The 23,138-nt window shown below is 72.5% G+C and carries 17 protein-coding genes; 6 read left to right on the top strand and 11 right to left on the bottom strand.

Annotated features, from left to right (window positions below; translation table 11 throughout):
- Window positions 1–12: 12 nt before the first annotated feature.
- The gene (locus tag ACWGJ2_RS06440) at window positions 13–393 is read right to left on the bottom strand and encodes an STAS domain-containing protein (RefSeq protein WP_453344825.1); all 381 of its coding nucleotides are present in this window, start codon (window positions 391–393) and stop codon (window positions 13–15) included.
- 400 nt (window positions 394–793) lie between these two features.
- Here ACWGJ2_RS06440 and ACWGJ2_RS06435 point away from each other — a divergent pair, with 400 nt between their 5' ends.
- Together ACWGJ2_RS06435 and ACWGJ2_RS06430 are read left to right on the top strand one after the other, a co-directional pair.
- The gene (locus ACWGJ2_RS06435) at window positions 794–1,369 is read left to right on the top strand and encodes a sigma-70 family RNA polymerase sigma factor (RefSeq protein ID WP_453344824.1); all 576 of its coding nucleotides are present in this window, start codon (window positions 794–796) and stop codon (window positions 1,367–1,369) included.
- Window positions 1,366–2,871, top strand: coding sequence for a zf-HC2 domain-containing protein (locus ACWGJ2_RS06430; RefSeq protein WP_453344823.1), 1,506 nt, complete (start codon window positions 1,366–1,368; stop codon window positions 2,869–2,871). The genes ACWGJ2_RS06435 and ACWGJ2_RS06430 overlap by 4 nt, the downstream gene beginning before the upstream one ends.
- A 1,081-nt stretch (window positions 2,872–3,952) precedes the next feature.
- Here the strand turns inward: ACWGJ2_RS06430 and purU are convergent.
- The gene (gene purU, locus ACWGJ2_RS06425; RefSeq protein ID WP_453344822.1) at window positions 3,953–4,876 is read right to left on the bottom strand and encodes a formyltetrahydrofolate deformylase; all 924 of its coding nucleotides are present in this window, start codon (window positions 4,874–4,876) and stop codon (window positions 3,953–3,955) included.
- Window positions 4,877–4,939: 63 nt separating this feature from the next.
- Window positions 4,940–5,386, bottom strand: coding sequence for an SCO4402 family protein (locus tag ACWGJ2_RS06420; RefSeq protein ID WP_453344821.1), 447 nt, complete (start codon window positions 5,384–5,386; stop codon window positions 4,940–4,942).
- 174 nt (window positions 5,387–5,560) lie between these two features.
- Between ACWGJ2_RS06420 and ACWGJ2_RS06415 the strand changes: the two genes are divergently transcribed.
- The gene (locus ACWGJ2_RS06415; RefSeq protein WP_453344820.1) at window positions 5,561–6,913 is read left to right on the top strand and encodes an ABC transporter substrate-binding protein; all 1,353 of its coding nucleotides are present in this window, start codon (window positions 5,561–5,563) and stop codon (window positions 6,911–6,913) included.
- A 66-nt stretch (window positions 6,914–6,979) separates the two neighbouring features.
- Here the strand turns inward: ACWGJ2_RS06415 and ACWGJ2_RS06410 are convergent, their stop codons facing one another.
- Together ACWGJ2_RS06410 and ACWGJ2_RS06405 are read right to left on the bottom strand one after the other, a co-directional pair.
- The gene (locus ACWGJ2_RS06410) at window positions 6,980–9,196 is read right to left on the bottom strand and encodes a hypothetical protein (protein ID WP_453344819.1); all 2,217 of its coding nucleotides are present in this window, start codon (window positions 9,194–9,196) and stop codon (window positions 6,980–6,982) included.
- Window positions 9,197–9,332: 136 nt separating this feature from the next.
- A complete protein-coding gene (locus ACWGJ2_RS06405; protein WP_453344818.1) occupies window positions 9,333–10,724 on the bottom strand; it encodes a transcriptional regulator in 1,392 nt (463 codons plus the stop codon).
- A gap of 449 nt (window positions 10,725–11,173) precedes the next feature.
- On the opposite strand from ACWGJ2_RS06405, the gene ACWGJ2_RS06400 reads away from it, so the two are divergent.
- Window positions 11,174–11,860: a bifunctional DNA primase/polymerase gene (locus ACWGJ2_RS06400; protein WP_453344817.1), complete on the top strand. Its 687-nt coding sequence runs from the start codon at window positions 11,174–11,176 to the stop codon at window positions 11,858–11,860.
- A 172-nt stretch (window positions 11,861–12,032) separates the two neighbouring features.
- Here the strand turns inward: ACWGJ2_RS06400 and ACWGJ2_RS06395 are convergent, their stop codons facing one another.
- Both ACWGJ2_RS06395 and ACWGJ2_RS06390 read right to left on the bottom strand, forming a co-directional pair.
- Window positions 12,033–12,950 (bottom strand): alpha/beta fold hydrolase, encoded by a 918-nt coding sequence (locus ACWGJ2_RS06395; RefSeq protein ID WP_453344816.1) that lies wholly within the window; start codon window positions 12,948–12,950, stop codon window positions 12,033–12,035.
- Between the two features lie 817 nt (window positions 12,951–13,767).
- Window positions 13,768–14,463, bottom strand: a complete 696-nt coding sequence (locus tag ACWGJ2_RS06390; protein WP_453344815.1) for a metal-dependent transcriptional regulator — start codon at window positions 14,461–14,463, stop codon at window positions 13,768–13,770.
- 186 nt (window positions 14,464–14,649) lie between these two features.
- Between ACWGJ2_RS06390 and ACWGJ2_RS06385 the strand changes: the two genes are divergently transcribed.
- Window positions 14,650–15,402, top strand: coding sequence for an SIS domain-containing protein (locus tag ACWGJ2_RS06385; RefSeq protein WP_453344814.1), 753 nt, complete (start codon window positions 14,650–14,652; stop codon window positions 15,400–15,402).
- Between the two features lie 1,042 nt (window positions 15,403–16,444).
- Here the strand turns inward: ACWGJ2_RS06385 and ACWGJ2_RS06380 are convergent.
- Both ACWGJ2_RS06380 and pdxH read right to left on the bottom strand, forming a co-directional pair.
- On the bottom strand, window positions 16,445–17,932 hold the full coding sequence (locus ACWGJ2_RS06380; protein WP_453344813.1) for a PAS domain-containing protein: 1,488 nt from the start codon (window positions 17,930–17,932) through the stop codon (window positions 16,445–16,447).
- A gap of 405 nt (window positions 17,933–18,337) precedes the next feature.
- Window positions 18,338–18,973: a pyridoxamine 5'-phosphate oxidase gene (pdxH, locus tag ACWGJ2_RS06375; protein ID WP_453344902.1), complete on the bottom strand. Its 636-nt coding sequence runs from the start codon at window positions 18,971–18,973 to the stop codon at window positions 18,338–18,340.
- A gap of 582 nt (window positions 18,974–19,555) precedes the next feature.
- On the opposite strand from pdxH, the gene ACWGJ2_RS06370 reads away from it, so the two are divergent.
- Window positions 19,556–20,656, top strand: coding sequence for a citrate synthase 2 (locus ACWGJ2_RS06370; RefSeq protein ID WP_453344812.1), 1,101 nt, complete (start codon window positions 19,556–19,558; stop codon window positions 20,654–20,656).
- Between the two features lie 108 nt (window positions 20,657–20,764).
- Here ACWGJ2_RS06370 and ACWGJ2_RS06365 read toward each other — a convergent pair whose 3' ends face one another.
- Together ACWGJ2_RS06365 and ACWGJ2_RS06360 are read right to left on the bottom strand one after the other, a co-directional pair.
- Entirely contained in the window at window positions 20,765–22,327 is a 1,563-nt protein-coding gene (locus ACWGJ2_RS06365; protein WP_453344811.1) for a sodium:solute symporter family protein, read from the bottom strand.
- 188 nt (window positions 22,328–22,515) lie between these two features.
- On the bottom strand, window positions 22,516–23,109 hold the full coding sequence (locus tag ACWGJ2_RS06360) for a TetR/AcrR family transcriptional regulator (RefSeq protein WP_453344810.1): 594 nt from the start codon (window positions 23,107–23,109) through the stop codon (window positions 22,516–22,518).
- Between the last annotated feature and the right edge of the window lie 29 nt (window positions 23,110–23,138).

The raw sequence follows: 23,138 nt of genomic DNA, 5'->3' as shown, positions 1-23,138 counted from the left end.
CGCCGGAAGGGCTCAGGCGGAGAGCGGGCCTGCCGTGGCGCCGCGCCCCGTGGCCGCGTCCAGGTCCGGGTAGCAGTCGAAGAGGCGGCGGACACCGAGCGCCGCCAGCACGCGGTTCACATGCGATCCGTCCACGGCACCCTGCGCGGGCAGGATCAGCCGGAGGCTCCCCGCGCAAGAGCGCATCAGCCGACGCGACGCGATCAGGACACCCACACCGCTGGAGTCGCAGAAGAGCACGTCGGAGAGGTCCAGGACCAGACTTCGCCGTCCGTCGGCCACCGCGTCGTGCACGTGCTGCCGTACCGCGGGGGACGTGACCAGATCCATCTCGCCGGAGACCCGGAGGACGGCCCACTCCCCCCGCTCCTCCTCCAACACCTTCAACGACACAGGTCTCGCATCCCCTTCGATCGGCGTGGTGCGCCCCTTCTCGGCCTGGTGCGCTCCTTCTCGACGTGGCGCGCCGTGATCGCGTACCGGAAGTGATCCTTCCTCGACTCGGCTGCCCTGCCGGTCGCAGTCAAAACTGGCCCCTGGCCAAGACCCTATGCCCTGGACCTTCTGTTCCTCCCCATAGTTCCAGTCACACCCGCATAACTCCTGGCGGAATTCGAGAGTGATCGTTTCGGGGCGGCGGGTGAGGGCGAGCGGAAGGTGACGTGATCAGTACGGTCAGCAGTCGCTCCGGGGCGCACATTGCCGCAAAGGGGCGTGCGTTGTCTGCCCCTCGCACTACATTCGAGGTGTTGAAGCGCGTGACGAGGGCGGTACGTACGGGCTGGGGAGCCACATGGCGAATGACACACCACCGCGCTGGGACCGGAAGATGCAGCAGCGCCTCGCGCGGGGTGAGGCCGCCGCGCTGGGCGAGCTGTACGACAGGTTCGCCTCGCTCGTCCACAGCCTCGCGCACCGGGTCCTCGACGACGAGGAGGCGGCCGACCAGACCACGCGCGAGGTCTTCGCCCACGTCTGGGAGCACCCGGACGCGTACGACCCGAAGGAGGGACCGCTGCGCTCCTGGATCGCCGGAGTCACCCAGCGCCAGGCCGCGGCCCGGCTGCGTCAGCGGCACCGGGACCTCGGGCCGCGCTCCCCCGAGCGCTTCGAGCAGATCGAGGAGAAGGTGCGCGCCGCGTCAACGGCGGCCCGCGCCGACTACATCGTCACCTCCATGCCCGCATCCCTGCGCGCGGCACTGGAGCTGGCCTACTTCCAGCGCCGCGACTACCGCCAGACCGCCAGGCAACTGGGCGTCACCGAGGACGAGGCGCGGCGCAGGCTGCGCCTGGGCCTCCAGCTGCTCTCCTCAGCGCGCACCCGGCCCCTGCCCGCCCAGCCGCGTGGTCTCGGACGGCCGGAATGAACGCCCCGCACGGCCAGGGCGGACCGGGCGACCGGGAAGGCCCCGGCGGGCCCGGCGGCCGGGGCGGCGTCCCCTCCGACGGCAGCCCCGGCGAGGGCGGGCCCGGCCAGGGCCCCGGGAGCGGTGCGGCCCAGCCGCCCCGTATACCGCCGCCCCGGACCGCAGCCGACGACGCACCCGCCCCGCCGCCCTCCCCCTCCGCCTCGCCCTCCCCCGGGCCGCGCCCGCCGTCCGGTGCGGCCCGGCGCGAAGAGGTGCCGGAGCAGCGCGGGGCCACCGAGGACGCGGGGGACGCCGTGCGTGACGGTACGGAGGACGCACCGGAGGCTCCCGGGCAGCGCGAGACCCCCGGGCCTCCCGAGCCGCCCGGGCCCCCGGAGCCGCCCGCCTACGATCACCGGGTCCTGAAGTCGCTGCTCGGCGCCTGGGCACTGGCCGCCTGCTCGGCCGAGGAGACGGCCGCGATCGAGGCCCATCTGACCGACTGCGCCACCTGCGCAGAGGAGGCGCTGCGGCTGCGGGACGCGGTCGGTCTGCTGCACCCCGAGGACAGCCTGGACCTCGACCCGATGCTGCGCTCGCGCGTCCTGGAGGGCTGCCTCGGGCGGCGTCCGGCCCGTATCCCGCTCCCGGAGTGGGCCGCTCCGTACGATGCCGAGACCGCGCGGCTCGACGCGCTGCTGCGCGACATGGCCGAGGAGGAGTGGCGGGCCCCGGTGCTGCTGCGCTGGTTCGACGGCCGGGAGGAGGCGACCCGCGAGACCACCGTCGCCGGGGTGATCGGGCATCTGCGCGCCGTGGACGGGCTCGTCTCGGCGGCGCTCGGCCTGACCGACCCGCTCGCCGAGCTGGCCGTGCAGGACAGCGCGGGCACGAGTCCGCTGACGCGCACGGAGGCGTACTGGCGCGCGGCCCCAGCGGAGCTGCGCTCCCCCGCGATCCGTGAGCCCTGGCGCGAACAGGGCCACACCCTGCTGCGCACGGTCTCCTTCGCTGGGGCCGCCTCGGCCGGTATCGAGGTCTCCTACGGCGACTTCGCGCTGCCCCTGCGCGACGCGTTCCTGGACCGCGCCTTCGAGTGCTGGGTGCACGCCGGGGACATCGCGGACGCCGTCGACTACCCGTACGAGCTGCCCTCGGGCGAGCATCTGAACCGGATGGTGGACCTGGCGGCCCGCCAGTTGCCCGTCACCATCGCGGGACGCCGCCGCGCGGGGCTCGCGGCCCCGCCCCGCCGGCTGGGCGCGGCAGGTGCGCCGGGACGCACGCTGCACCTGGAGGTCGAGGGCAGCGGCGGCGGCCACTGGTACATCCCGCTGGACTCACCCGGAGCGGTTCCCTCCAGAGCGGAGGAGGTGGCGCACGTGGCGCTGGACCGCATGGAGTTCTGCCAGCTCGCGGCGGGCCACGTGCCGCCCCAGGACGCGGCGGCCGGACAGGACGGTGACCGCGAGGCCATCCGCGACGTCCTCTTCGCCGCCGCCTCCCTCTCCCGCCTCTAGGGGGTTCGCCATTTTCGGGTGCGGGTGTTGTTGGGGTTCCCGTTCCCGACCTGGTTCGCCGGGGGTGTTGCGCGGGACGGTCGGCCGGTGTGGTGGGTGCCGTAGGGTCCCGCGCTGATTTTTGTGCCGCGTCACGGGGGCGCGGGGCGCTGCGCTGGGCGGTGCGTTGTGTTCCGGGTGCGGGTGGGTGGCTTCGGCGCGGCGTGTGGTTGCGGTGCGATGCGGCTGGCGCCGCGTGATTCTTGGCTCGGGTCGTGGATGTGGGGTTGCTGTGTGGTGGGGGTCGGCGCCGTGGTGGGGTGTCTCCTCGGCGTGAAGGTCTCGTGTTCGGCTTTCGGCCGGTGACTTTCTCGACCTGCGGGGACACCCCACCACGTCCCCTCCCACCCGGTGGCCAACCTCCAGCCGGTGGCCACTTCGGTTGTTGCCATGCTGTGGGCCTGCGCCTGACGGTGCGGGCACACCCCCGTCACGGGAAGCCGACGGCGGCGGCTCGCCACCCCTGTTGAGGGCAATCGTTTCGCTGGGCGGGACGGGTGGGCACAACCCGTGCCACCGGGCCGCAGCACGCGAACGAAACCCCAAAGGGGCACCCCCGGGCTGCGCACCCCCGACAGGGGGAGTTGCGCGGGACGGTCGGCCCGTGGAGTGGGGACCGTAGGTCCCGCGCTGAATTTGTGCCGCCGCACGCCATGGAGTCGGCCCCAGCCGACCCGGAGCGGCAGTGGGCCACCGGCGGGACGGGGACGTGGTGGGGTGTCCCCGCAGGTCGAGACGAACGACGGCGGAAAGCCGAACACGAGACCTTCACGCCGAGGAGACACCCCACCGCGGCACCGGACACCCAAGAACACGTACCCCACACGGCCACCGACACAAACCAAGAACCACGCGGCGCAAGCCGCACCGCACCGCAACCACACGCCGCGCCGAAGCCACACAGCCGCACCCGAAAACGGCGAACCGCCCAGCGCAGCGCCCCGCGCCCCCGTGACGCGGCACAAAAATCAGCGCGGGACCCTACAGTGCGCACCGCACGGGCCGACCGTCCCGCGCAACACCACCGACGAAGGGAGGGGGTCTACGCGAAGACGACCGTGCGGTGACCGTTCAAGAGGACGCGGTGTTCGCTGTGCCACTTCACCGCGCGGGCCAGCGCCTGACACTCCACGTCACGCCCCACGGCAACAAGCTGCTCCGGCGTGACCTCGTGACCGACCCGCTCCACTTCCTGCTCGATGATCGGCCCCTCGTCCAGGTCGGCCGTCACATAGTGCGCCGTGGCACCGATGAGCTTGACGCCACGCGCGTGCGCCTGGTGGTAGGGCTTGGCGCCCTTGAAGCTCGGCAGGAAGGAGTGGTGGATGTTGATGATGCGGCCCGAGAGCTGCTTGCAGAGGTTGTCCGAGAGCACCTGCATGTAGCGCGCGAGCACGACGAGCTCGACGTTCTCCTCCTCGACCAGCCGCAGCAGCCTGGCCTCCGCCTCGTCCTTCGTGTCCCGGGTCACCGGGATGTGGTGGAAGGGAATGTCGTACGAGGCGACCAGCTCGGCGAAGTCGGTGTGGTTGGAGACCACGGCGGCGATGTCGACGGGGAGTGCGCCGATGCGGGAGCGGAAGAGCAGGTCGTTCAGGCAGTGCCCGAACTTGCTCACCATCAGCACGACCCGCATCCGGTCCTCGGCCCGGTGGATCTGCCAGTCCATCTGGAACGAGTCCCCGACGGCGGCGAAACTCGCGCGCAGCTTCTCGACCGACACGGGCGCGTCCGCCGAGAAGTGGACGCGCATGAAGAAGAGCCCGGTGTCGTGGTCCCCGAACTGCTGGCTGTCCTCGATGTTGCAGCCGGTCATGAAGAGGTAGCTGGACACGGCGTGCACGATGCCCTGTTTGTCCGGGCAGGAGAGGGTGAGGACGTACTGCTCGGGGCGCTGACCGCCGCGGGCGCGCACGTTCTCGCGGGGTGCCTGGTCAGGGTCGGGGGCGGGGTGCGACTGGCTCATGGGACAAGGTTGGCACACCCCGCACCGCACGCGGCGCCGCGCCCGCCCGTCGGACCGTGCCCGTCAGACCTGGCGCAGCATGATCGCCAGCACGTCGAGGGAGCGGGGCGGCTCGTCGGGGTCCTCGCCGTCGTTGGTGGCCAGGCGTACGTGCGCGTCGCGCGCGGCCCGTACCGCCTCGGGCCAGCCGTGGTGCTCCATGTAGGAGGCGACGGGCGCGTCGGCCCCCACCTGGTGCATGATCCGCAGCACGCGGAGTACCGCGGTGTCGACCAGCGCGGCCTCCTGCGAGTCACGGAAGATCGTTCCGACGTACTTCTCGGCCGACCAGTTGTCCAGCCAGGTGTCCTCGACGAGTCGGTAGACGGCGTCCGTCACATCGCCGTAGCCTTGCCGGCCCGCCGCCCAGCAGTCCTGCTGGAAGGTGAGGTCGGAGAGCATGTGCAGCGCGGACCGTACGTTGGAGCGCCAGCGCCACCAGGGCATGTCGTTGACAGGCATGTCGCCCATGGTGGTGGACCGACGGCCGCGACGGGAAGACTTCACAGAACCTTGCTGCATGGTCATCGACCATACGTTCCCCGATGCCCCTCTTCGCACGGCCCCCGCTGTTCACCTCACGGCCACCTCACGTTGAGTGGACATCACTCCCGAATTCCGTGCGGAGCGGAATCGTACGGTCCCATGACCGCACGGCGCCGCACCCGTCATCGTCCTCGCACTCTCCTTCCACGCCGCGGCGGCAAGACCATGGTCGCCGCCACGGCAGCGGGCGCCACCCTGCTGGGCCTGACCGTGAGCGGCTGCGGCGTACTGCCCGGCACGGCCGAGGCCAGCGCCGACGACCCGATCACGGTGATGACCTGGGCACCGGAGAACACGGGCGCGACGAACATGCCGGGCATGCCCGCGATGGCGCAGGCGTACGCGCGCTGGGTCAACTCCAAGGGCGGCATCAACGGCCACCCCCTCAAGGTCCTCACCTGCAACGACCACAACGACACGGTGCGCGCTGCACGCTGCGCGGCCCGCGCGGCGAAGAAGGACGCGGTCGCGGTCGTCGGCTCGTACAGCCAGCACGGGCGCTCGTTCATGTCCTCCCTGGAGGGCGCGGGCATCCCGTACATCGGCGGTTACGGCGTCGCGGACGAGGAGTTCACGAGCCCGCTCTCGTACCCCGTCAACGGCGGCCTGCCCGCCCTCATCGCGGGCAACGGCCGCCAGCTCGCGGCGGGGGACTGCGAGCGCGTCTCGCTCGTGCGCCCCGACACCATCGCGGGCGACCAGCTCCCCGCGCTCCTCAACGACGGCCTCGCGGACGGCGACGCCGACGCCGGGAAGGCCACCGACATCCGCGCCCCCGAGGCGGCCTCGGACTACACCAAGCAGGCCCAGCAGGCACTGACCGCGGCGGGCGCCGACAGCGAGCGCTACGGCTACGCCAAGTACGGCGGCAAGGCGAAGGGCGCCTGCGTCACGGCGGTGCTGGGCGGCCGTACCGACACCTTCTTCGACTCCTTCCGGCGGCTCCAGGAGGACAACCCCCAGGTGCGCACCGCGTCGGTGCTGGGCAGCCTGCGGCAGTCGCTGGTGAACCGCTCGGGCGGAAGCGACAGCCCGTTGGAGGGCGCGTACGCGACGGGCTGGTACCCGGTGGCGAGCGACGAGCGCTGGGACCCGATGAAGAAGGTGGTGCGCGAGCACGCGTTCGGCGACAACCGGATCGACGTCACGGACCCCGGCGTCCAGACGACGTGGATCGCCTACACCGTGCTGCACCACGTACTGGAGTCGATCGACGGCGGGGTCACGGCCAAGTCCGTGCGGCGCGCCCTGGACACGGGCACGCCGGTCACGACGGGCGGCCTGACACCGAAGCTGAGCTGGAGCTACGAGAACATGCTCGCGGCCCGCGACTTCCCCCGCATCGTCAACGCGATGGTCACCTACCAGCGGGTGCGCGAGGGCGAGCTGGTCGCGGTGCGCGAGGGCTTCGTCGACGTGGAGCGCACGCTGGAGGGCGAGCACGAGGGCTAGCCGACGGGGGTCGGCAGGCCGGCCTGCGAGCGGGCCACGGCGGCGGATGCCACAAGTGCCGACCGGCTAGAGCTGGCCGAACTGGCGCTCGTGCAGGCCGTACTTCTTCGCCGTCGGGTTCCACAGGCCCGCGGCCTTCTTCTTGGCCGTCGTCGCCTTGCCGCTCTCGGTGTTGCCCGCCGCGGTGTGCCCGGTGGTGCGCGCCTTGCCCTTGGGGCAGGCTTTCTTGCCCTTCTTCGCGACCTGGTCCGCCCAGGCGGCGTAGTGGCTGTCGGCCGAGGCCGAGGACTTCCACGCCTGGGTGAGCGAGGTCTTGAGGTCCGCGTTGTCCGGGACCTCGTCGATCGTCAGCTCGTTGAGCCGGGTCACCAGGCTGTTGCGCTGCTCGGCCGCGGAACGCAGATCGTCGGCCGACTTGCCCAGCTTCTGGCAGGACTTGATGTTCTCGACGGAGCGGATCACCGTCGAGCGGCTGTTGTTGCTGTCCTGGAGCAGCTTGTCGAGCTGCTTGGCCTGGCCCTCGGCGGGGTCGGGCGCGGCCGAGGACTTCTCGGCCGCCGGAGCCTTGGCCGGCCTGCCCGCGGCGCCCTCGTCCTCGTCGCCGCCGCCGCTGATGACGGCGCCCGCCACCAGGCCGACCACGGCGACGGCGCCGATGCCGACACCGATCAGCACGGCGGGCGACATACGGCTGCCGCCACCGCGTCCGCTGCCACCGTGGCCCGCGCCGCGACCGCCATGACCACCGTGTCCGCCATGGCTGCCGTGACCGGCGTGGCTGCCGTGGGCGCCCGCGCCGTGGCCGGCGGTGCGCCGTGCGGCGCGGCCCTGCGGCCCTGCGGCAGCCTGGCTCTGCTGATCGGCGACGTGGTCGAACAGGGGCAGGCTCTGCGTGGAGCCGGGGTCGTTGGCGGGGTCGTCCGTCGGATCGGCCCTGAAGAGGTTCTCGAACCCGGCGGGCGGCTGTCTTTCGGACCGCTTCCGCTGCTCACCAGGGGCACCGGGAGCGCCGGGACGGGCGCCGTACGGGGCCGAGGCGGGCGGCGGTCCCGCCTGCGCCGCGGCGGACCGCGCCTGGCCGCCGCCGGTGCCGCCTGTGCCGCCGGACTCCGGCGGGAGCGGGGAGCGCAGCGTCGTCGCCGCCTCGGGGGCGCCCGCCGTCTGCGGCGGGATCATCTGCGTGGCCTCGGAGTCGCTCTCCGGCGGCGGACCGCCGTACTGCTCCCCGTAGCCGGGCCCGTCGTTGATGGGGGCTATGTACTGGGTCGCCTCGGAGTCCGAGCGCGCCGCGTCCGGCCACTCGCCGGGCAGGGGGCCGGGCTGCCGCGCCGCTTCGTCCTGGAAGGGCGGGATCAGTTGCGTCGCCTCGGCATCGCTCTCCGGACCGCCCGCGCTCTCCGGCAGCGGCTGCCGTCCGGCGTCCGGCGCGCCCGCGGGCTGCGGCGGCAGCAACTGCGTGCTCTCCTCCGGCGGTACGGGCGCCTCGGCGGGCGGCATCGGTGCTGCGGCCGGGGGCGGGGGCGCCGAGGGCGGCGGGTTGTACGGCACCGGGGCGCCGTAGGTCCCCTGGCCCTCCGCGGGGCCGTGGTCGCCCTGCCCGTTCTGGGCGCCGTGCGGGGGCAGCGGGCCCGCGCCGTAGGTGCCCTGGCCGTAGGTGCCGGTGCCCTGCGAGGGCGGTGCGGACTGCTGCGCGGGCGGGCCCATGGGAGGCAGCGGCTGCCCCCCGTACGTGCCGCCCGCTTCCTGGCCGCCCTGCGACGTCCCGGGCATCGGCTGCCGCGCGGGCTGCGGCGGTGCCGTCGGAGGCATGGGCGGCGGCATCGGGGGCGGGGCCGGTGCGGCGTACGGCGCGTACGGCCCGTGCTGCCCCTGCTGGTCGTACTGCCCCTGCTGGTCGGGCTGTCCGTACGGCGCCGGCGGGGCCGCGTGTCCTGACCAGGCGTCGTACCCCGGCCGGCCGCCGTGGCCCTCGGTCCGGTACGGGTCGGCCGCCTGATACGCGTCGGAGCCGTAAGCGCCCTGCCCCGCCGCGTAACCGCCGCCGTCCGTCCCGGCCGTACCAGCCGTACCAGCCGTCCCGTACGACTCGGCCGGAGGCTGCTGCGTGGCGGCGCTGGACTCGGGGCCCCAGGGCTGGCCCCACGGCTGGCCCGCGAGGGGCTGCGCGGTGGACTGGGCGACCTGCCGCTGCTGCTCGGGAGTCCACGGGTCACCGTTCGCGGGCAGCACGACTCCCTCGTAGAGGGGCTCGTCGCCCTGTCCACGTCCGCTCTGCGCTGTCACCGGGACTCCTCGATCAACCTGGCTTTCGGAATCGTCGGCTCACGCTACCGGGTCGCCAGGATGGTCGACCACGCCCCTGATCGGGGGACAGCAACCTTTCCCCTCACATAGTGCGGATTTGCCGTGAACCAGCCCGTTACGCCACCGCCGCCAGGTCCAGTCGCGCCGAGAACTCGCGGACGACCGGTTCGTCCGCGTACGGCAGCAACCGCTGGCGGAAGTCGTCCAGATACTCGACGCCACGGTCCGAGCGCAGCCCCGCGAGGAGTTCTGTGGCCTTTGCTCCGGTATGGCAAGCGTGCTCAATGTCACGCTGCTGCACCTGCGCGCTGGCGAGCAGGAACAGCCCGATGGCCCGCCGCCTCGCCCGACCCTCCGGGTGCCCCGCGAGGGCCTCCTCGGCGCGTGCGGAGGCGCCCTGAGGCTGGTTCAGGTCGCGGTGGCAGTGCGCGAGTTCGTCGGCGAGGTAGGCGCGGTCGAAGTGCGCGATCCACACCGGGTCGTCGCCCGAGTCCTCCTCGCCCTCGGCCCGTTCCATCGCCGACTGAGCCTGGCCCGACAGGTGCTGGCACGCCCGCGCGTCGCCCATCAGCGCGTGCCCGCGCGCCTCCGCCGCGTAGAACATCGCCTCGGCGCGCGGCGTGACCTGCCCACGCGCCCCCTCCTGCGCCGCACGCGCCAACTGGGCGATCTCGCGCGGGTTCCCGAAGGAGGCGGCCAGGTGGCTCATGCTGGCGGCCAGCACATAGCCGCCGTACGCGCGGTCGCCCGCCGCCTGCGCCATGCGCAGCGCCTGGATGTAGTAGCGCTGCGCCAGGCCGTGCTGCCCGGTGTCGACGGCCATGTAGCCCGCGAGTTCGGTGAGCCGCGCGACGGCCGCGAACAGCGCGCGCCCGATGGCCTCCTTGTACGAGCCAGCGAGGAGCCCGGACACCACGCTGTTGAGGTAGTGCACGACGACGGGCCTGATGTGCCCGCTGCCGAAGCGGTGGTCGAGCCGGGAGAGCGCGTCGGTCGTCGCCCGTACCGCCTCCACGTCCGAAGCACCCACGCGCGCGCCCGCGTTGCGTGCTACCTGGCCGTCCGGCGCCGTGATCAGCCAGTCGCGGCTGGGCTCGACGAGCGCGGAGGCGGCGACGGTCGACCCGGTGAGGAAGTCGCGTCGGCCCACGTCGCTGCGCCACAGCTCACAGACCTGCTCGACGGCGCCCAGCACGGTGGGGGCGAACTGGAGGCCCACGCCGGAGGCGAGGTTCTTGCCGTTGGCCATGCCGATCTCGTCGATCGTGACCGTCCGGCCCAGCTTGCGGCCCAGCGCCTCGGCGATGATGCCGGGCGCGCGCCCGCGCGGCTGCTGGCCCCGCAGCCAGCGGGCGACCGAGGTCTTGTCGTAACGGAGGTCGAGACCGTGCTCGGCGCCGCACATGTTGACGCGACGGGCCAGCCCGGCGTTGGAGCAGTTCGCCTCCTGGATGAGTGCTTGCAGCCGTTCGTTGGGCTGCCTCGCGACCAGCGGCCTGGCGGCCATGTGATCCCCCTCTGGTGAAGGTTTTGGATGATCACTGCCCAGCGCATATGCAGAAATTCCGCATGAACTCCGGCACTTCGCAGCGCAATGCACCGGAGAGGGACTACCCGCGCACGGACGTACATCTGTGCACGCGCCCCCACACATGCATCCGTGCGCCGTTCCGAGCCCCGTCAGCGACCCCTTGTGAAAACGCAGCTCAGGGCACGTACAACGTGGTACCCGGACCCTCCCTCCGCCCGCCTTGGCCACCCTCGTGCAGGCCCGCCGCGCGCCCCTTGCGCCGGGGTGACGGGACGGGCGGGGCGACGGTGGCGAAGCGCCCGGGAAGCGCTCGCGGAAGGATCGGGAAGCGCTCGCGGAGGGACCCGGCGACGGGGTGCGCGGGATGCCACGGGAAGCCTCGAAAGGCCCCGTAACCCTTGCTCACAGGGGCAGTTGGGATGTGCGTGGAAGAGACCATTGGAGTCACATCAGGAGTCACGACAACCCCGCACATCCCACAGCAGCGCGGCGAACCCCCGCTCGACCACGCGGTGCGCTACGCGGAGGAGCGGCACTGGGACGTGTTCCCCGGCACCTGGCTGGAGACCGTCGAGGGCGTGCCGCGCTGCACCTGCGGAGAGACCGACTGCGCGCGCCCCGGCGCGCACCCCGCCAACCGGCGCTGGTCCGGGGACGCGACGGGCAGCGCGACCGTCGTCCGCCGCCTGTGGACGAAGGAACCCCGCGCGTCCGTACTGCTGCCGACGGGACGCACCTTCGACGCCGTCGACGTGCCGGAGACCGCCGGCTGCCTCGCGCTGGCGCGCATGGAGCGGATGGAGCTGTCCCTCGGCCCCGTCACCTGCACACCCGACGGACGGATGCTCTTCTTCGTCCTCCCCGGCGGCGCGGCCAAGCTCCCCGGTCTCGTACGCAAGCTGGGCTGGGCCCCCGGCGCGCTGGACCTGACCGCGCGCGGCGAGGGCGACTGGATCGCGGCCCCGCCGTCCCGGCTGGGCACCAGGGGCCCGGTCCAGTGGGCCCGCAAGCCCACGGCCTCCAACCGCTGGCTCCCCGACGCGGAAGAAGTGATCGCCCCCCTCGCCTACGCGTGCGGGCGCGACGCGGCGGCGTCCCGGCACCAGGGCTGACGGACCGGGCGGGACCCGGCGGGCAGGGCCGGACGGGTCAGGCGGACGGGGTCAGGCGGGCGGGGTCAGGCGGGCGGGGGCGACGAAATGGCCGGAAGGGATGCGGCGTAGGGGGCGCACAACGCGGCGCACGGGGCCCAGGGGGAGGGCCCCGCACGTGACACGGCGGCGATCAGGAACTCGTCGCCAGCGCGGCCTGGAGGAACGGATCCACGACCCGGCGCCAGTCCCCCGGCTGGTCGTAGTGGATCAGATGCCCGGCCTCCGGCACCTCCGCGTATATCCCGCGGGGCAGGACACGCACCATCTCCTGGGCCTCGGCGCGGCCCAGATCGCCGTCGATACCGCGCACGACGAGCGTCGGGCAGCGCACCTGGGCCAGCTCGTCCCAGTGCGCGTCGTTCACCCAGCCCTCGCGGACCGTCAGCATCTGACGCCGCGAGAACACCGGCCGCCAGCCGTCGCCCCGCTCCGCCATGACCTCGGCGAAGAAGTCACCGCGCGCCGGGTTGGGGCGCTCCAGCGACGGATCCTCCTCGCCGAACCACTTGCGGACGTCCGAGAGCGTCGCGAAGGGGACCGGCCAGGACTTGAACCACTCCTCCCACTCCCGCTGGGACTGCTCCCCCAGCGCCGAGGCGCGCATGTCGCAGACGACCAAGGCGTGCACGAGGTCCGGCCGCTTGGCGGCGAGCTGCCAGGCGGTGAGCGCGCCCATGGAGTGGCCTATGACGGCGAGGGGCGCGAGGCCCAACTGCTCGATCGCGGCCTCGGCGTCGGCGACGAAGGACTCCCTGTCGTACGCCCCCTCGGTGGGCTTGTCGCTGCGGCCGTGCCCGCGCTGATCGAGTGCTATGGCCCGATAGCGCCCGGAGAGCCAGCGCGCCGTGCCGGCCCAGTGGGAGGCCCGGCCCATCAGCCCGTGCAGCAACAGCACGCCGGGTGGCTTCCGCGACTGCGCCTGAGAGCCTTGCGCGGGACCGGCGTCGGGCAGGACCTCCTGTTCGGAGCCTCCCTTGGGCGGGTCGGCGAACTCCCAGGCTGCGAGCCTCACCCCGTCCGCTCCGGTCACATTGATCCGTCGCACCATGCGTCTTGGCACCCCCATTCCGTCTGACCGCTGCGTCACGCTATCGAACTTCTATTCGAACGTATCGACGTCCGCGAGGACACCCCTCGTTCGAGTGACCTTGCTCAAGGGTTGGCCGAGTGCGGCGAGGGGAGACAGCTACCGGGAGGGGGGTTGACCCTGAGAGCTCGGGGCTCCGGGTCACTTCGGGGGGAATTGGGGAAGCGGGGCCCCGGCTGCCGAAGGCGCCGGGGCCCTCGCTGTCGGCCCGGTCAGCTAGCTCGGCCCGCTTCATCGACGGCTCCCCTTCCGCGCGTATGTGCGTAGCCACAGCGTTGCACGCCGCGCACGCGACCGCTCGGATTCCGGCAACTCTGGTACCCGGAGGGCCGTTTGCGAAGTTCTTCCGCCTCCCACGCGGCGCCGCCGCCCACGCCCGCGACAGGACGCCGCCCGCGCACACCTCCGCCCGCGGTCCCCTCAGCCCCTGGTCAGCGCGCTGTTCGACGGTGCCCCGCCGTGCGCGGTCGCCCCGTGCGCTTGCGGGGGCGCACGCCGGAGCGGTGCCCGAGGCGGGCCGTCGCGGAATGTGACCGTGCGGCGGGGCGGCCGGACGCGGCCGGAGTCGCGGGGAGGCGCGGTGGCCCGCCGGGCGGGCGTCGGGCGGGCCCGAGGGCGCGGACCGCCCAGGGCCGGTGCCGGAGGTCCGGGGGCCGGTGCCGGAGGTCCGTCGCCGTACGTCCGCGAGCCCCGTGGCCCGACGGGCCAGGGGTCCCGCACCCGCCCGCCCGAAAGGCGGGCCGAGGCCCGCGAGAGCGGACGGACGTACAGGCGGGTGTCAGCGCTTGGCGACGAAGACGTGTGCCGCGATGTCCGAATCCAGCTCGGCCGCCTCGCCGCTGCTGCCGACCTGCACACCGCCCGCCGAGCCCGAGTTCACGCTGACCACGGCGCCCGGCTGCACACCGGCCCGCCGCAGCGTGTACATCAACTGCGCGTCCATCTGGATCGGCTCGCCGATCCGGCGCACGACGACGGTCTTGCCGTCCCCGCCCGGGTCCAGATCGCCCAGGCTCACCATGCCCGCGTCCAGGAACGGATCGGCCTCGGCCTTCTCGCCCAGCTCCTCCAGTCCCGGGATGGGGTTGCCGTACGGCGACTCGGTCGGGTGCCGCAGCAGCTCCAGCACGCGGCGCTCCACCGCCTCGCTCATCACGTGCTCCCAGCGGCACGCCTCCGCGTGCACCTGCTCCCACTCCAGGCCGATCACATCGACCAGCAGACACTCGGCCAGACGGTGCTTGCGCATCACCCGGGTGGCCAGCCGCCTACCCTCTTCCGTCAGCTCCAGATGACGGTCCCCGGCCACCGTGACCAGGCCGTCGCGCTCCATGCGCGCCACGGTCTGGCTCACCGTCGGGCCGCTCTGATCGAGCCGCTCGGCGATACGGGCACGCATGGGGACCACGCCCTCCTCCTCCAGCTCCAGAATGGTGCGGAGATACATCTCCGTGGTGTCGATCAATCCGGACATGCGTGCCCCTATGTCAGCTCGTGCGGTGGCCCTGTCTTCAATTCTGACGCATCGCGCCGACAACTGTGCCGCGCAGGAGCGGACAGGCCCCTGGCGCTCTATTGACAGGGCGCTGGTCCGGACCTCACCGTGATCGCGGCGGAGGGCGAGGATGCCCCCGAACCATAGACCGAGGGGCCGTGCGGCATGAGCGAGAACACCCTGGCAGGCGACTTCTTCGACGCCGCGATCGGGCTGTTGCAGCAGGTCAGGGACGCGGAGGCGGAAAACATCGCCGCCGCGGGAAAGCTGATCGCCGACACGGTCGCCGAGGGTGGCCGGATCTTCGCCTTCGGTGCGGGCCACTCCTCGCTCCCCGCGCAGGACGTCGTCTACCGCGCGGGCGGGCTCGCCGTCATGAACCTGCTGGTCGTGCCGGGTGTGCTCGGCGTCGACGTGCGCCCGGCGACGCTCGGCAGCGCCCTGGAGCGGGTCGGCGGGCTCGCGGGCACAGTGCTCGACTCCAGCCCGGCGCGGGCCGGGGACACGCTGTTCGTGATCTCCCTTTCGGGGCGCAACGAGCTGCCCGTGGAGATGGCGATGAACGCGCGGGCGCTGGGGCTGAAGGTGGTCGGGCTCACGTCGGTGGCATACGCGGAGAGCACACGGTCGCGGCACTCGACCGGCACGTTTCTGAGGGATCACTGTGACGTGGTGCTCGACAGCCATATCGGTGTCGGGGACGCGGAACTGGAGGTCACGGGGATCGAGGCGCGGTTCGCTCCCGCGTCGACGGTGGTGACCAGCGCGATGATGCAGGCGGTTGTCGCGACCGCCGCGGGGGAGCTGGCCCGGCGCGGCATCGATCCGCCCCTGTTGCGCTCGGGCAACGTCGACGGCGGCCACGCCTGGAACGCCCACGTCATGGCGGAATACGCGGACCGCATCTTCTATCGCTAGCCCCTTCGCGGGGGGCGGAAGGAAACGCAGGGTTGCCCCTTCACGGGGGCTGCACTCCTTCACGGGGTGCGGGGTGATGGCCACACGGGGTGCCCGTTTCTCGCAGGGGTGCGCTTTGCCTGGCGCCCTCTTGGGGTTGCGTTCGCGTGTTGGGGGCCGGTGGCACGGGTTGTGCCCACCCGTCCCGCCTTGCGGGACGATTGCCCACAACTTTTTGGCGTGCCGGCGCCGGTCGGGTGCGGGTGGTGGCTTCGGCGCGGCGTGTGGTTGCGGTGCGATGCGGCTGGCGCCGCGTGATTCCGGGTTTCCGTTGGGGTTGTGGGTGCGTGGGTGGGGGGTGTCCGGTGCCGCGGTGGGGTGTCTCCTCGGCGTGAAGGTCTCGTGTTCGGCTTTCCGCCGGTCTTCGTCTCGACCTGCGGGGACACCCCACCGCGTCCCCGTCCCGCCGGTGGCCCACCTCCACTCCGGGTCGGCCAATCTCCACCCCCCTTCACAGGGGTGCGCAGCCCCGGGGTGCCTCCTGGGGTTTCGTTGGCGTGCTGCGGGCTGGTGGGTGGGCACAACAATGGCTGAGGTTGGCCACCGGGTGGGAGGTGGTGTGGCGGGGTGTCCCCGCAGGGCGAGCAAGTCACCGGCGGAAAGCCGAAAGTGAGACCTTTACGCCCGAGGAGACACCCCGGCGCGGCACCGACCCCCACCACACAGCAACCCCACAACCACGGTCCGAGCCAAGAACCACGCGGCGCCAGCCGCACCGCACCGTCACCACACGCCGCGCCGAAGCCACCGGCCCGCACCCGGCCCCGTACCGCAGGGCGACGGCACGGCAAATGTTGTGGGCAATCGTCCCGCAAGGCGGGACGGGTGGGCACAACCCGTGCCACCGGCCCGCACCACGCGAACGAACCCCCAAAGGGGCACCCACAGCAGGCGCACCCCTGCAAGAGCGGGCACCCCGTGAAGCCTTCACCCCGCACCCCGTGAAGGGGCACACCACGGTGAAGGGGCAACCCTGCGTTTCCTTCCGCACCCCGCGAAGGGGTTAGCGCGTCGTGCGGGAGAGGTCGATGGAGGCGGCGATGCGGATGGCGATGTCCTCGGCGTACGTCGCGTCGGAGCGGTCGAAGGGGCGCCTGCTCGCGCCTCTCAGGAACGTCGCCACCCCCAGCGACCGCCCCCTGCTCCGCAGCACCGTGCACAGCCCGTGCACCGTCCCCTCGGGCCACTTGCGTGCCGCCGCCCAGCCGGGCGCCCCCGAGCCGCCGACACTCGCGCGCACGGAGCCGCAGCGCTCGTACGCCTGGAGCGCGGGGTGCCCCGCGTCGTAGCCGACGGGGAGGCCGCCGCCGAGGTCGGGCTCGATCAGCGGGAGGGGGCCGGGCGCCGCCACGGGCGTGGCCGCCGCGCGGATGAGGCGGGGCGCGCCCTCGGGGTCGGTCTCGCGGTCGGCCCAGGCCACGGGCGTCAGGTCCAGCAGCGCGTGGTCGGCGAAGCCCGCGAGGGCGAAGTCGAGGTGGATGGTCGCCGCTTCCATCGGGTTCTCGCACTCGGCGGCGGCACGCGCTGCCCGGTGGAGCTGGTTGTCGCGGAAGCGCAGCCGCGCCGCTTCCTGTTCGAGCAGCTTGGTGTCGGTCATGTCCTGGAAGAGCCAGGCGACCCCGAGCGGAACCGGTTCCTCCGCGAGCGGGGAGGCCAGCCGCAGGAAGCCGCTGCGCCAGCAGCGGCGGGACGCGGCGCCCTCCTTCGCGGCGCCGCCCTTCCCCTCGGCGCCCTTGGCGTCGGCGCCGCCCTCGCCGTCGCCCGCGCGTCCAGCCCGCCCGGGACGCAGGGTCACCCAGATCTCGGCGGGCCCCGGGGGCGTGCCCTCGGCGAGGACGTGCTGGAGGGCGGCCTCCAGCTCTTCCAGACCTTGGTCGACGAACTCCCCCAGCGGCTGTCCCAGCATCGCCGTGCGCGAGACCTGGAAGGCGCGGGCCGCGTGCAGGTTGGCGACGGCGGGGCGCAGATCGGCGTCGACGAGGACCACGCCCCAGGAGGCGTCCTCGAACAGCGCCTCGCTGAGCGCGATGGAGCGCTCCAGGTCGATCTGGGCGTGCACCTCGCTGAAGGCGCAGTAGACGCCCATGGGGTTGCCCTCGGCGTCGGCGACGGCGGAGGACTGGGTGCGCACCAGGACCCGGCCGCCCTCCTTGGTGAGCAGCGCGAACTCGTGGACCTGGCGCCCCGGGGACTTCATCGCGCCCAGCAGCCGCGCCTCGACGTCCTGCGCGTCGGCCGCGCGGATGGCCCAGCCCGCCAGTCCCTGGCGGCCGACGGCCTCCTCCTGGGTCCAGCCCAGGATGCGTTCGGCCTCGCGGTTCCAGTGGGTGACGACGCCCTCGGCGTCGAAGGCGCAGAGGGCGGCGTCCATACCGTCGAGGAGGGCGGCGAGAAGAAGCTCGTCGTCGGCCCCGCCGTCTCCGCTGCCTCCGCCGCCGTCGCCGTCACCGTCGGACGACGACGCGGAGTGAATCTTGGACTGTGCGGCCACGAGAGCACCCCCGGCTGAACGCGTTCACGATGAATCTGTCGCCTGCGGCTGTTGCCGCGTGCACGGATCATTCAACTCGAACGTGACCCAGCACACACCGTATTCGGGAAAATCGTTGTCGCCCCGAAATTCGCTTGCGAGGGCTTTTCCCGCTGCCTAACGTGCGGTGCACACGAGAAAGGAGGTGATCCGGCAGATGAGCTACGACCGGACGCGTGAGGTGGCTGCGGCCTAGAGCCGTCGCCACAGTGTGACGCCGGTTCGCCCGGCCAATCTCAGCAGTCACCCGACCCGCGGGCTCGTCGGACTCGTCCGACCGGCGCCTCTCGCCACGGCGAGAGGAGGCAGCCCGCGGGTCGTCTGCTTTCCACCGCTCCCCACCGCTCCTGACCGCTTCCCACGGCTCTACGGGGAGAGCCGCTCCACCGTCCAGGAGCCGCCCTCGTCCCCTTCCGCGCGGACGTAGCGGAGCCGGTCGTGCAGACGGTTCTCGCGGCCCTGCCAGAACTCGGCGCTCGACGGGCGTACGCGGATGCCGCCCCAGTGCGGCGGGGCCGGGACGTCCTCGCCCTCCGGGTAGCGCGCCGCGAGTTCCTCGTACAGGCGGTCCAGGTCGGCGCGGGACGCCACGCGCGCGGACTGGTCGCTGGCCCAGGCGCCGAGCTGGGAGCCGTGCGGGCGGGTGCGGAAGTACGCGGCGGTCTCGTCGCGGCCGATCCGCTCGGCCGTGCCCGAGATGATGACCTGCCGGGCGATGCCGTGCCAGGGGAAGAGCAGCGAGACGTAGGGGTTCGCCTCCAGCTCGCGGCCCTTTCGGGAGCCGTAGTGGGTGAAGAAGACGAAGCCGCGCTCGTCGTACCGCTTCAGCAGGACCGTGCGGGAGCTGGGACGGCCCCGTTCGTCCGCCGTGGAGACGACCATCGCGTTCGGCTCGTGCAGCCCGCCGCGCGAGGCGTCGGTGAACCAGCGCGTGAACTGCTCGAACGGGTTCGGCGCCAGGTCGTCCTCGGAGAGGCCCGTCGCGCGGTAGTGGGCGCGCATGGTGGCGGGGTCGAGCGTGGCGGTCGCCGAGGGCGGCGGCGCGGGCATCGCGGGGCCGGAGCCGGAGGGGGACGCGGCAGGGGCCCCGGAGGACGGGGAGGTCCCGGAGGACGGGGAAGATGCGGAGGATGCGGGGGACGTACTGCGGGCGGCGTCATCGTCAGCGTGTGGCACGCGCATATCTTGCAGCATCCCGGCGCGCGTGGCCCCGCCCGTGGCATCCCAGTCTGCCCGTTCCGCCAACGCCGCATGCCTGGCGGAGGAAGATCGCGGGCTGTGCCGCTTCTCACCCTTCCCCGCGTGTTCCGGACCCGCCAAAATCGCGAAGCGGAAGACTGTGGCCCCCGGACAGGAGCGGTTATCGTGTCGGCCCGGTCATGACCGGGTGAGCACCGGCCGCGCGGGGCATCACCGGGAGGACGGCGCGGTCCGCCAGCCCCGCGAGGGCGGAGGAACCGTTCCGGCCGGTCCAGCGGTCCAGCGATCCAGCAGCAGACCCGGTCCACGGCGCGCTCGCCGTGGGCACCAGTCGTCGCCGACCTGCGGCAGCCCCGTCTGCCGCACACATGAGGGAGCCGCCTGATGTCCGACTTCGTACCCGGTCTTGAGGGAGTCGTCGCGTTCGAGACGGAGATCGCAGAACCGGACAAGGAGGGCGGCGCCCTGCGCTATCGGGGCGTGGACATCGAGGACCTGGTCGGGGAGGTCTCCTTCGGGAACGTCTGGGGGCTCCTCGTCGACGGCAGCTTCAACCCCGGGCTGCCGCCTGCCGAGCCCTTCCCCATCCCGGTGCACTCCGGTGACATCCGCGTCGACGTGCAGTCCGCGCTGGCCATGCTCGCCCCTGTGTGGGGCCTCAAACCGCTGCTCGACATCGACGAGCAGCGAGCCCGCGCCGATCTCGCCCGCGCCGCCGTCATGGCCCTGTCCTACGTGGCGCAGTCCGCGCGCGGGCAGGGGCTCCCGATGGTGCCGCAGAAGGAGATCGACAAGGCAGAGACCGTTGTGGAGCGCTTCATGCGGCGCTGGCGCGGCGAGCCCGACCCCCGGCACGTGGCCGCCGTCGACGCCTACTGGACGTCGGCCGCCGAGCACGGCATGAACGCGTCCACCTTCACCGCGCGCGTCATCGCCTCCACGGGCGCCGACGTGGCCGCCTCGCTGTCGGGCGCCGTCGGCGCGATGTCGGGGCCGCTGCACGGCGGCGCTCCCTCGCGGGTGCTCGGGATGATCGAGGAGATCGAGCGCACGGGCGACGCGAGCGCCTACGTGAAGCGCCAGCTCGACCGCGGCGAGCGCCTGATGGGCTTCGGGCACCGCGTCTACCGCGCCGAGGACCCGAGGGCGCGGGTGCTGCGCCGTACGGCCAAGGAGCTGGGCGCGCCCCGCTTCGAGGTGGCGGAGGCGCTGGAGCGGGCCGCGCTGGAGGAGCTGCGCGCCCGGCGGCCCGACCGGGTGCTGGAGACGAACGTGGAGTTCTGGGCGGCGATCGTCCTCGACTTCGCCGAGGTGCCCGCGCACATGTTCACGTCGATGTTCACCTGCGCCCGTACGGCCGGGTGGTCGGCGCACATCCTGGAGCAGAAGCGCACGGGGCGCCTGGTGCGGCCCTCCGCGCGCTACGTCGGCCCGGGGCCGCGCGCGCCCCGCGACATCGAGGGGTACGGCGAGATGCACCGCTGACGGCGGCCTCCGCGATCCCCCCTTCACGCGCCGGTGCCCCGTCCACGGATGTGGACGGGGCACCGGCGTCTGCGTGCGGCGTGTACGTGCGGGCCGTACGCCCGGCCGTCAGCGCGTGATGACCGTCTCCTCGACCGCCTCGACGTCGCTGGCCGGGGCCTCCTCCAGGAACTTGCGCTCCAGGGCCACCCGCTCCTCCTCGCTCGGGTCGTCGTCCAGCGAGTCGACCAGGGCCGAGCGGACGGAGGTGCCCTCTGGCCGTACGAGCCCGATCACTACGTAGAGCACCAGCGAGGTGAGCACGGGGAAGCTGACGTTCTGGGTCTGGGTGGCGTCCTCCATGCCCCAGTAGAGGTAGGCCCAGACGCTGAGGCCGCCCGCCCAGGAGACGATGGCCGCCGTCGGCCCGTTGCGCTTGAACCAGGGCAGCAGGCCGAGCATCAGCGGGATGGAGATCGGGCCCATGGTGGCGGCGACGATGCTGACGACCACCGTCATGATGAAGCCGTCCGGGTCGCTGAACAGCGCGAAGCTCATGCTGACGCAGACGAAGGCGACGGTGGTGATGCGGGCGAACATGAGCTGGCCGCCCGCCGTCAGCTTCCGCACCTTGGGGACGATGACGGGCGCCAGGTCGCGGGTGATGACGGCGGTGATGACGTTGGAGTCGGAGGCGACCATGGCCATGGTGTGCGAGAAGAATCCGGCGAGCAGCAGGCCGATGAGCCCGGTGGGCAGCAGCTCCTGGGCGAGCTTGATGTAGGACTCCTCGCCGTTCTCGATGCCCGGCACGATGAGCGGCGCCGCGATCATCGGCACGAAGAGGATGAACGGCCAGATCAGCCACAGGGCGCTGGAGAGCAGCGCGGACTTCCTGGCGCGGGTGCCGGAGGGCGCGGACATGTAGCGCTGCGCCAGGTTCCACATGCCGCCGTTGTACTCGAAGGTCTTCACCAGCAGGAACGCCATGATCAGCCCTGTGGTGACGGTGCCGTTGACCGGGTCGCTGTGGCTCGCGGGCAGCTCGTCCCACATCGTCCACAGGGTGGAGACGCCGGTGAGGTGGGCCATGACCGCGACGAGCATCGCGATTCCGGCGACGGCCTGGATGATGAACTGCCCGAAGTCGGTGAGGACGTCGGCCCACAGCCCGCCGAAGGCCATGTAGAACATCGTGCAGACGCCGGTGAGCGTGATGCCCCAGATCAGCGGGATGTCGGCGAAGCCCTGGAGCAGCACGGCGATCGCGACCCACTTGGCGGCGATGTCGACGACCTTGAGCGCGGCGCCACTGTAGGCCAGCACCTGCTGGGTGGGGAGGTTGTAGCGCACCGCGAGGTAGGCCAGCGGCGAGTTGACGCCGTGCTTGGCGCGCAGCCGGTTCCAGCGGGGTGCGAAGAGGAAGGCGCCGACGCCGATGCCGAGCCCGATCGTCAGCGGCCACCAGAAGTAGACGGTGACGCCGTAGTCGTAGGCGACGGCGGCGAAGGTGACGAACATGATCGCGCTGTAGCCCGACATGTGGTGCGAGATGCCGGAGAGCCACCAGGGTATGCGGCCACGGGCCGTGAAGAAGTCGGCCACGTTCTCGATGCGCCGCTTCGACCAGAGGCCGATGCCCACCATGACGAAGAAGTAGCCACCGAGTACGACCCAGTCCAATGTGGACATCACGGCTCCCCATGTTCATTGATATGAACTGCTGCCAGGTCTCTGAATAATCGCCGTCACATTAGAAGTGCCCTCAGAAGCCGTCAATACTGCGCACAATCCCCGTTACACGGGGCGGCGGCGTGCCAACGGAAGCGGCCCACATCCATGGACATGGATGTGGGCCGCAAGGTGCGCGAAGGTGCGGGTTACCGCTCCAGGACGCCGTCCACGATGCGCGCCCACTGCTCCACGACGCGCTCGCGCCGCGCGCTGTCGTCCGTCAGCAGGTTGGCGAGGCCGAGGCCGCGCGCCATGTCGAGCAGGCCCTGCACGGTCTCCCGCACGCCCGGGGCCGCCTCGTCGGCGCCCAGCAGGTCCACGGCCATGCGGTGGGTCTCCCGGCCGATACGGGCCTCCAGGCCGGTGACGCGGGGCCCGAGCTGCGGCTCGTTCGACGCGGCGACCCACAGGTGGAGGGCGGCGCGGAAGAGGGGGCCCGTGTAGAGGGCGACGAGGGTGGCGACGGCCGCGCGGGTGTCCGCGGTGGGCGCGGGCAGCGCGCGCAGCGCCTTGGACCGCTCCTCCGCGACGTACTCGACGGCGGCCGTGAACAGGTCCTCGCGGGTGGGGAAGTGGTGCTGCGCCGCGCCCCGCGAGACCCCGGCGTGCTCGGCGACGACCGTGACCGTACTGCCCGACCAGCCGTGCTCGGCCAGGCAGGTCACGGCCGACTCCAGCAGCCGCTGCCGGGTCGCCCGGCTGCGGTCCTGCTTGGGAGCGGCGCCACGGGTGTTCACCATTCCGCCGTTCACCCCGCCGTTCACCCCGC

The organism is Streptomyces sp. NPDC054796, assembly GCF_053611545.1.
The sequence above is the reverse complement of the archived record's forward strand: the minus strand, read 5'-3'. Positions and strand labels throughout refer to the sequence as shown.

Excerpts from the sequence above, each read along its gene's own strand:
- purU (WP_453344822.1), bottom strand. The coding sequence starts at position 4,876 with ATGAGCCAGTCGCACCCCGCCCCCGACCCTGACCAGGCACCCCGCGAG.
- ACWGJ2_RS06435 (WP_453344824.1), top strand. The coding sequence starts at position 794 with ATGGCGAATGACACACCACCGCGCTGGGACCGGAAGATGCAGCAGCGC.
- pdxH (WP_453344902.1), bottom strand. The coding sequence starts at position 18,973 with ATGCGCGCCCACTACCGCGCGACGGGCCTCTCCGAGGACGACCTGGCG.
- ACWGJ2_RS06360 (WP_453344810.1), bottom strand. The coding sequence starts at position 23,109 with ATGGTGAACACCCGTGGCGCCGCTCCCAAGCAGGACCGCAGCCGGGCG.
- ACWGJ2_RS06370 (WP_453344812.1), top strand. The coding sequence starts at position 19,556 with ATGTCCGACTTCGTACCCGGTCTTGAGGGAGTCGTCGCGTTCGAGACG.
- ACWGJ2_RS06420 (WP_453344821.1), bottom strand. The coding sequence starts at position 5,386 with ATGGGCGACATGCCTGTCAACGACATGCCCTGGTGGCGCTGGCGCTCC.
- ACWGJ2_RS06395 (WP_453344816.1), bottom strand. The coding sequence starts at position 12,950 with ATGGTGCGACGGATCAATGTGACCGGAGCGGACGGGGTGAGGCTCGCA.
- ACWGJ2_RS06365 (WP_453344811.1), bottom strand. The coding sequence starts at position 22,327 with ATGTCCACATTGGACTGGGTCGTACTCGGTGGCTACTTCTTCGTCATG.
- ACWGJ2_RS06415 (WP_453344820.1), top strand. The coding sequence starts at position 5,561 with ATGACCGCACGGCGCCGCACCCGTCATCGTCCTCGCACTCTCCTTCCA.
- ACWGJ2_RS06430 (WP_453344823.1), top strand. The coding sequence starts at position 1,366 with ATGAACGCCCCGCACGGCCAGGGCGGACCGGGCGACCGGGAAGGCCCC.
- ACWGJ2_RS06405 (WP_453344818.1), bottom strand. The coding sequence starts at position 10,724 with ATGGCCGCCAGGCCGCTGGTCGCGAGGCAGCCCAACGAACGGCTGCAA.
- ACWGJ2_RS06385 (WP_453344814.1), top strand. The coding sequence starts at position 14,650 with ATGAGCGAGAACACCCTGGCAGGCGACTTCTTCGACGCCGCGATCGGG.
- ACWGJ2_RS06390 (WP_453344815.1), bottom strand. The coding sequence starts at position 14,463 with ATGTCCGGATTGATCGACACCACGGAGATGTATCTCCGCACCATTCTG.